Genomic DNA, 302 nt, shown 5'->3' with positions numbered 1-302 from the left:
CCTGAGGCATCTGTACTCATGGGGGCATAGCTCAGCTGGGAGAGCACCTGCTTTGCAAGCAGGGGGTCGTCGGTTCGATCCCGTCTGCCTCCACCAATCTTCAATGACAAGCGTTCGACGTGGTCGAATTTTTGTCATTGGCGATTGAGCCAGTCAGAGTGATATGAGTAACACCATATCGGCTGTCGTTCTTTAACAATCTGGAAGAAGTAAGTAATTTGGATAGCGGAAGCGTCTATGAGATGGACGTGGAAACTATCCGGGTTGTGATTGTATCGATGTATCTCAAGATGATTCGAACT

General features: G+C 48.3%; 1 tRNA gene. It reads left to right on the top strand.

The features are described from left to right. The first annotated feature begins 20 nt into the window (after window positions 1–20). Window positions 21–96, top strand: a tRNA-Ala gene (locus G3N94_RS43360). The last annotated feature ends 206 nt before the right edge of the window (window positions 97–302 follow it).

It is taken from the genome of Burkholderia sp. Ac-20353 (assembly GCF_017104785.1).
Classification (GTDB): domain Bacteria; phylum Pseudomonadota; class Gammaproteobacteria; order Burkholderiales; family Burkholderiaceae; genus Burkholderia.
This window is presented reverse-complemented; position numbering and strand designations above follow the sequence as displayed.